We start from the raw sequence: 5,680 nt of genomic DNA, 5'->3' as shown, positions 1-5,680 counted from the left end.
AAAAAACATCTTTAGTTTTAGCTATCAGATTAAGAAAATACAAATCGTTAGATGAAAAGGATATTGCAGAATAGTTTTTTTAAATGTATCAGTCCCGAAAATAAATCAGGAATTACATTTGTTGAAGTGGTTGTTATAGGATTGCTAGTTCCATTAGTGGTTAGAAATGTTAAAAATTATGTCATCAACATTGATAGACAAAACGATGCTCAAGAGAGTTATAATGCATAAAAAAAAAGACATTTTTAAATGAATATTAATCATTTGAAAATGTCTTTTTTTTTTGTTATTTTGAAAAATAGTTATTTATTCTACACAACGTAAGTTGTCAATGAAATAAGTTTCTGGGCGGTATGTTTTTCCATCCAGCTCTGCGGTGAATTCTTTTTTGAAAATATAGTCTTCTACATCTGTCAGGTATTTTATTCGCATTAAGGAAATAGGAGATTTTTTTAATTCTTCATAATTATCTTTTGTGAACATGAAAATTCCCGTTTTTACTCTATTGTCAAAGCCTTTGTCATCTCGTATCATAGTGCCACAACTTTCTTGGTCTATATGTAAGAGGGTGTAAATTTTACCATTTTGAAGTTGTAAATAAATCTTCGAATCTTTATCAAAACAGTTTGCTTTTACAAATTCTTTGCTTTTTTGTATAAATTGTACATTTAATGTTGGCACTCCATCCGTTAGTATCAAAGAATAAAAAATGTAATTTGAATTTCCTCCAAAAACTTTTTCACTTATTAAATATTCTTTAGTGGATTTGTAAGTTCCAATAGAATCGGTAATGTTTGATGAATATTCACAAGGTTTTTGAGCAAAAAGATTAAAACTTAATATGCATAAGGCAGTAACAAATATGTATTTCATAAATTTTATTTTAAGGGCGATTCTATTTTATTTTGGTGCAAATTAAAACAATTTTAGTGTTATTTTCATCTGTTGTGAAAAAACAATATAAATCTCCACCATCTATGATTTTCCATTTTTTTCGAATACTCTCAACCGAATCAGAAAAGTTTCGTGTTGTAATGTTTGCCTTTTGGTTTTGTAGGTGTTGTTTCATCTCACTTTTGTTATAAGCGACACAGTTTTTAATTTCAAAAGTTCTGCCAGGAAATTTTTTTAAGTCATTTGAAGTATATAAATGTGAATGTTTATGCAATTTATTCAATTCATAAAAAAGCCCAACCTGGTCAAAACCACCGGATTTCATAATGGCACTATTGGGTTCGTATAAATATTTCTGTGGCAGACTAAAGTTGGGCTGTTTGAGGTTTTTATCTAAAATAAATTCGAAATTCTCTTCTTTTTCCTTTGTGAGATTTACGGTTTTAATGGAAGTCACACCGATGTACTCTTTGCTTAATTCCCACAACAATTCTTTTACTTCATTCTCAACAGCTACTATATGTATGGATTTTATATGATTCAACTCTGAAATACCTGCTGTAATATCTAGTATTGGTGCTGTTTTTATTAGGATTGAATTTGATTTTTCAAAATAAAAATCCAATTTTTCTGGCACATTCGGCAAGCAATCCTTTAGCATGAATACCTTGCCTTTGGTGTCGTTTCTTCTGGATGGATCGATGTATATCCAATCCCATTTGATGTTTAATTTTGATAAAGTCTCAAAACTATCTCCTACATGACAAGTGATGTTGTTACTGTTTAGTTGTTTACAGTTGTGTTGTACAATGTTGGATAATTCAGCATTGATTTCACAATGCGTAATGTTTTTTATTTTTTTTGAAAAATAATAATCATCAATACCAAAACCACCTGTTAAATCAATTAAATTTTCGCCATAAACAATGGAAGCTTTGTATAAAGCAGTTTTCTCCGAAGAAGTTTGTTCTACGGAGATTTTGCTTGGATAAATAATGTTAGAAGTCGAAAACCAAGTTGGAAGTTTGTCTTTGGCTTTAGCTTTAGCGGCAATTTGATTTATAATAGAAATCCATTCTACAGTAGGAAATGGGTTTTTTTGAAGAGCTAATTTTGAAATTGAGGCTCCAATATTTAAATCAATAAAAGCTTGAATTTTAGAGTCTAAAATGTCTAGGTTCAATTTATATGTTTTTTGTTATTAGTTGAATAAATTTATTATCAGGAAAAAATTCTTTACTAATTACTTTTATTATAGTGTATAAAGGAACTGCAATAATCATTCCCATAACTCCAAATAGGAATCCTGCAATCAATATTACTAGGAAAATTTCTAAAGGATGTGAACTAACACTTTTTGAAAAAATGATTGGTTGAGAAAAGTTGTTGTCTATTACCTGGACGATCCAAAAGCCTATCAATACATAAATAGTAGTGGGTAAAATTTCAGATTGAAAGTCGGAACCCAAGTTACTTAACATTGTTAAAACTGCTGCTAGGATTGAAGCAATTAATGGGCCTAGGTAAGGAATGATATTCAAAACGGCACATAAAAAAGCGATTACAAATGAATTCGGGATTCCAAAAACAGACAAAACGATTGTGTATAATATGAAAACAATGAAAAGCTGAATTAGTAAGCCTATAAAATACCTAGAAAGTAATACGTTTATTTTTTCAATAGAGTTTAATATTTTTTCTTCGTGAGAGTCAGGAATAAGCAATTTTGAGCCTTTTACGAAAATAGATTTGTCTTTGAGAAAAAAAAAGGTAATAAAGAGTACAGATCCGAGACCCATTCCAAAATTGCTGATTACTCCAACGACAGAATTAAAAAAATTAGGTATTATATTAAAATTTAGTATTGATTTAAAGTTTTTTGGATCAAAAACAGCTGCAGAGTCAATATGATGTTGCTCCAAAAAAACATTTAATTGCTTGAAAAGTTCTAAAGTGTTCTTTTCAATTTCATTTGTATTTAAAAGAGACAAATTTTGACCTTGTGAAATAATCAATGGAATGAACATTATTATAAAACCAAAGATGATTAGGATATAAATCATTAAAACGATAATAGATGCAAATGTATGTTTAAATTTTAATCGTCTCTTGAAAAAATCCAAAATTGGTATGCCAATTAAGGTTAGTATCAATGATACCAACAAATAAATTAATACATTTTGAACTTGATATAGAAAATAAAGTAGCAAAGCGACTAAAATTAAAGTGCCAATTGCTCTTAAAATTCCATTTGAAATTATTTTTGATGTAATCATATAGTCTTATTTGGTTATAAAGATAAAAAAACTCGCTAACAAGTAGCGAGTTTTAAATTCTAAAAAAAAACAGAAAAATTATATACCGAATCCAGATCTTGCTCCTCCAGAAACAAATAATGCATTCATTCTTGATTTTTGACCATTTGTGAACATAAACATTCCTCTATCGTCAGTGTAATCCATGTAGTTCATTGTCATTTCATTATGAGCAGGAAGACATGTACTTACGTATGGATAAACAGGTACCCCATAATTTGCAGTTTTAGCAACAGGAGTATCTGAAACTAAATCGCTTCCACAAGATGCATCACCCCAAATATGTCTTAGATTCATCCAGTGACCTACTTCGTGACTAGCTGTTCTTCCTAAATTATAAGGATAGTTAGCCGTACCAGAAAGACCAAAATATTTAGAATCAATTGCAACTCCATCAGTAGCAGAAGAACCTCCAGGGAATTGAGCATAACCTAAAATTCCTCCACCAATTGTACAAACCCATAAATTAAGGTTTGTTGTAGGAGATGTTGGATTGAGACCTCCTTTTTTCGTACTTTTCATTGCATCTCTAGTTCCCCATGAACTTTTTGTTGTTGATTTTCTATTGATTTTTACTAATTCAAACGTAATACCAACATTTGCGGCTACTCCTGCAAATTCTGCTGGTGTATTTGAAAAATCTGAGTTTGTTGCAGTGAAATCTTTGTTTAATACATCTATTTGTGATTGTATTTGTGCATCCGAAATATTTTCTGCTGCTGTTCTGTACAATACGTTTACAATTACTGGAATTACTACTTTTCCATTTACTAAACGTTTTGTCAATAGAGCGTTTTGAGTAAAAGCTTCAATTTGATTCATTCTAATGGCCAAAGTTGGGTCTTCTTTTAATTGTGCTTCCAATACATCTTGTGTAGCACATTTTCGTTGAGTAATTGCAGTAGTAGCATCAGTTGTTAATTCAGTTTGGTCGTTTTGGCACGAGAAAAACAATAGTAGAGCTGCTGCCGAAAAAAATAAATTTTTCATAAATAATTGGTTTTTTGTTATAAAAATGTTTGTTTGGTTAATTATATAGCAATTTTATAACAATTAATCAATAGTTGCAAGTTACTTGAGTCAAAACGGTTAAACGGTATGATTTGTCCGTTGAAATACTGTTTGTAGTAAGTGAAGTCTGTAATAATTAATTAAAAAGTATTGTAAATGAAAGGTTTATCAATAGTTGTAATACTTTTTTGTGCATCATTATTTCTTAAACGGGAGATTATTAATCAAAAAAAAAACTCACCAAGATGTGGTGAGTTTAATTTTAAAAACAAAAGAAATTACAGCCTAAAAGACGCTCTTGAACCGCCTGATAAAAATATTGCTGACATTCTGCTTTTTTGCCCTGTTGAGAACATATACATTCCTCTGTCATCAGTGTAATCCATGTAATTCATGTACATTTCAAGCGGAGTTCCTGAGCATGTACTTCTATGTCCTACCGCTGGAACTCCTGAATTTGCAGCATTGTGAGTAGGGGTGTCTGATACCGAATCACTTCCGCAAGTTGCATCTCCCCAGATATGACGTAAATTCATCCAATGTCCAATTTCGTGAGTTGCTGTTCTTCCTAAATTGAAAGGGTAAGTAGCTGTTCCAGTATTTCCTACGTACTTACTATCGCAAACCACTCCATCTGTAGCAGAAGCTCCACCAGGAAATTGAGCATATCCTAAAATACCACCACCTATTGTACAAACCCAAAAGTTTAGTTTTGTAGTTGGTGAAATGGCTGCAAGTCCGCCTGTGTTTGTTTTCTTCATTGCATCATTGGTCCCCCAAGATGTTTTTGTAGTAGCTTTTCTAACTACTTGGTCAAGTACAAACGTAATGCCCACATTTGCTCTAACACTACTATATGGATTGTTTGGCGTGTTGTAATCCGAATTCAATGCATTAAAATCTTTGTTCAATATGTCAATTTGAGATTGAAGTTGTGCTGTTGTAATGTTTTCAGCAGTAGTTCTGTACAATACATTAAAAACAACTGGGATTTCAATTTTTCCGTTTACCAAACGTTTTGTTAATATTGCATTTTGTGTAAACTCTTCGATTTGATTCATTCTAATTGCTAAAGTTGGATCAGCTTTTAATTGTGCTTCTAATACATCTTGAGAAGCACAGCTTCTTTCTGTGCTAGCATTAACAGATTCATTTGTGGATTCAGATTGTTCGTTTTGACAAGAAAACAACAATAGGCAAACTGCTGCCGATAAAATTAATTTTTTCATAATACTAATCATTTTGTTAAAAAAAGTTTGTTTGGTTAATTATTTTACAATTTTATAACAAATTGGTTATTTTTTAAAATTAATTTAACACTATTTTTTTACGTTTTTTTTGAAATCATTGATTTTATTGACTTGGTTAATAGTAATTTGGGGATATTTACGTAGTCTATAACTTGTTAATTTTTGATTAAAATATTTTAATAATCTAAATAAGTATTATTTATCTTGTTA

6 protein-coding genes are annotated in these 5,680 nt (G+C 30.5%); 1 reads left to right on the top strand and 5 read right to left on the bottom strand.

What is annotated here, in order from left to right:
* Positions 1 to 51: 51 nt before the first annotated feature.
* On the top strand, positions 52 to 231 hold the full coding sequence (locus tag B0E44_RS18250; protein ID WP_077378814.1) for a hypothetical protein: 180 nt from the start codon (positions 52 to 54) through the stop codon (positions 229 to 231).
* 75 nt (positions 232 to 306) lie between these two features.
* On the opposite strand, the gene B0E44_RS18245 is transcribed toward B0E44_RS18250, so the two are convergent.
* From B0E44_RS18245 to B0E44_RS18225, 5 genes are all read right to left on the bottom strand, one after another.
* Complete coding sequence (locus B0E44_RS18245; protein ID WP_077378812.1) at positions 307 to 873, bottom strand: hypothetical protein; 567 nt, start codon at positions 871 to 873, stop codon at positions 307 to 309.
* Between the two features lie 22 nt (positions 874 to 895).
* Positions 896 to 2,077 carry a class I SAM-dependent methyltransferase gene (locus tag B0E44_RS18240; protein ID WP_077378809.1) on the bottom strand — a complete coding sequence of 394 codons (1,182 nt, stop codon included), beginning with the start codon at positions 2,075 to 2,077 and terminating at the stop codon, positions 896 to 898.
* Between the two features lies 1 nt (position 2,078).
* On the bottom strand, positions 2,079 to 3,170 hold the full coding sequence (locus tag B0E44_RS18235) for an AI-2E family transporter (RefSeq protein WP_077378806.1): 1,092 nt from the start codon (positions 3,168 to 3,170) through the stop codon (positions 2,079 to 2,081).
* A gap of 78 nt (positions 3,171 to 3,248) precedes the next feature.
* Positions 3,249 to 4,199, bottom strand: a complete 951-nt coding sequence (locus tag B0E44_RS18230; protein ID WP_077378803.1) for a zinc metalloprotease — start codon at positions 4,197 to 4,199, stop codon at positions 3,249 to 3,251.
* 299 nt (positions 4,200 to 4,498) lie between these two features.
* Positions 4,499 to 5,449, bottom strand: a complete 951-nt coding sequence (locus B0E44_RS18225; protein WP_077378800.1) for a zinc metalloprotease — start codon at positions 5,447 to 5,449, stop codon at positions 4,499 to 4,501.
* Between the last annotated feature and the right edge of the window lie 231 nt (positions 5,450 to 5,680).

The sequence above is a fragment of the Flavobacterium sp. A45 genome (genome assembly GCF_002001005.1).
In the GTDB taxonomy this organism is placed as follows: domain Bacteria; phylum Bacteroidota; class Bacteroidia; order Flavobacteriales; family Flavobacteriaceae; genus Flavobacterium.
This window is presented reverse-complemented; position numbering and strand designations above follow the sequence as displayed.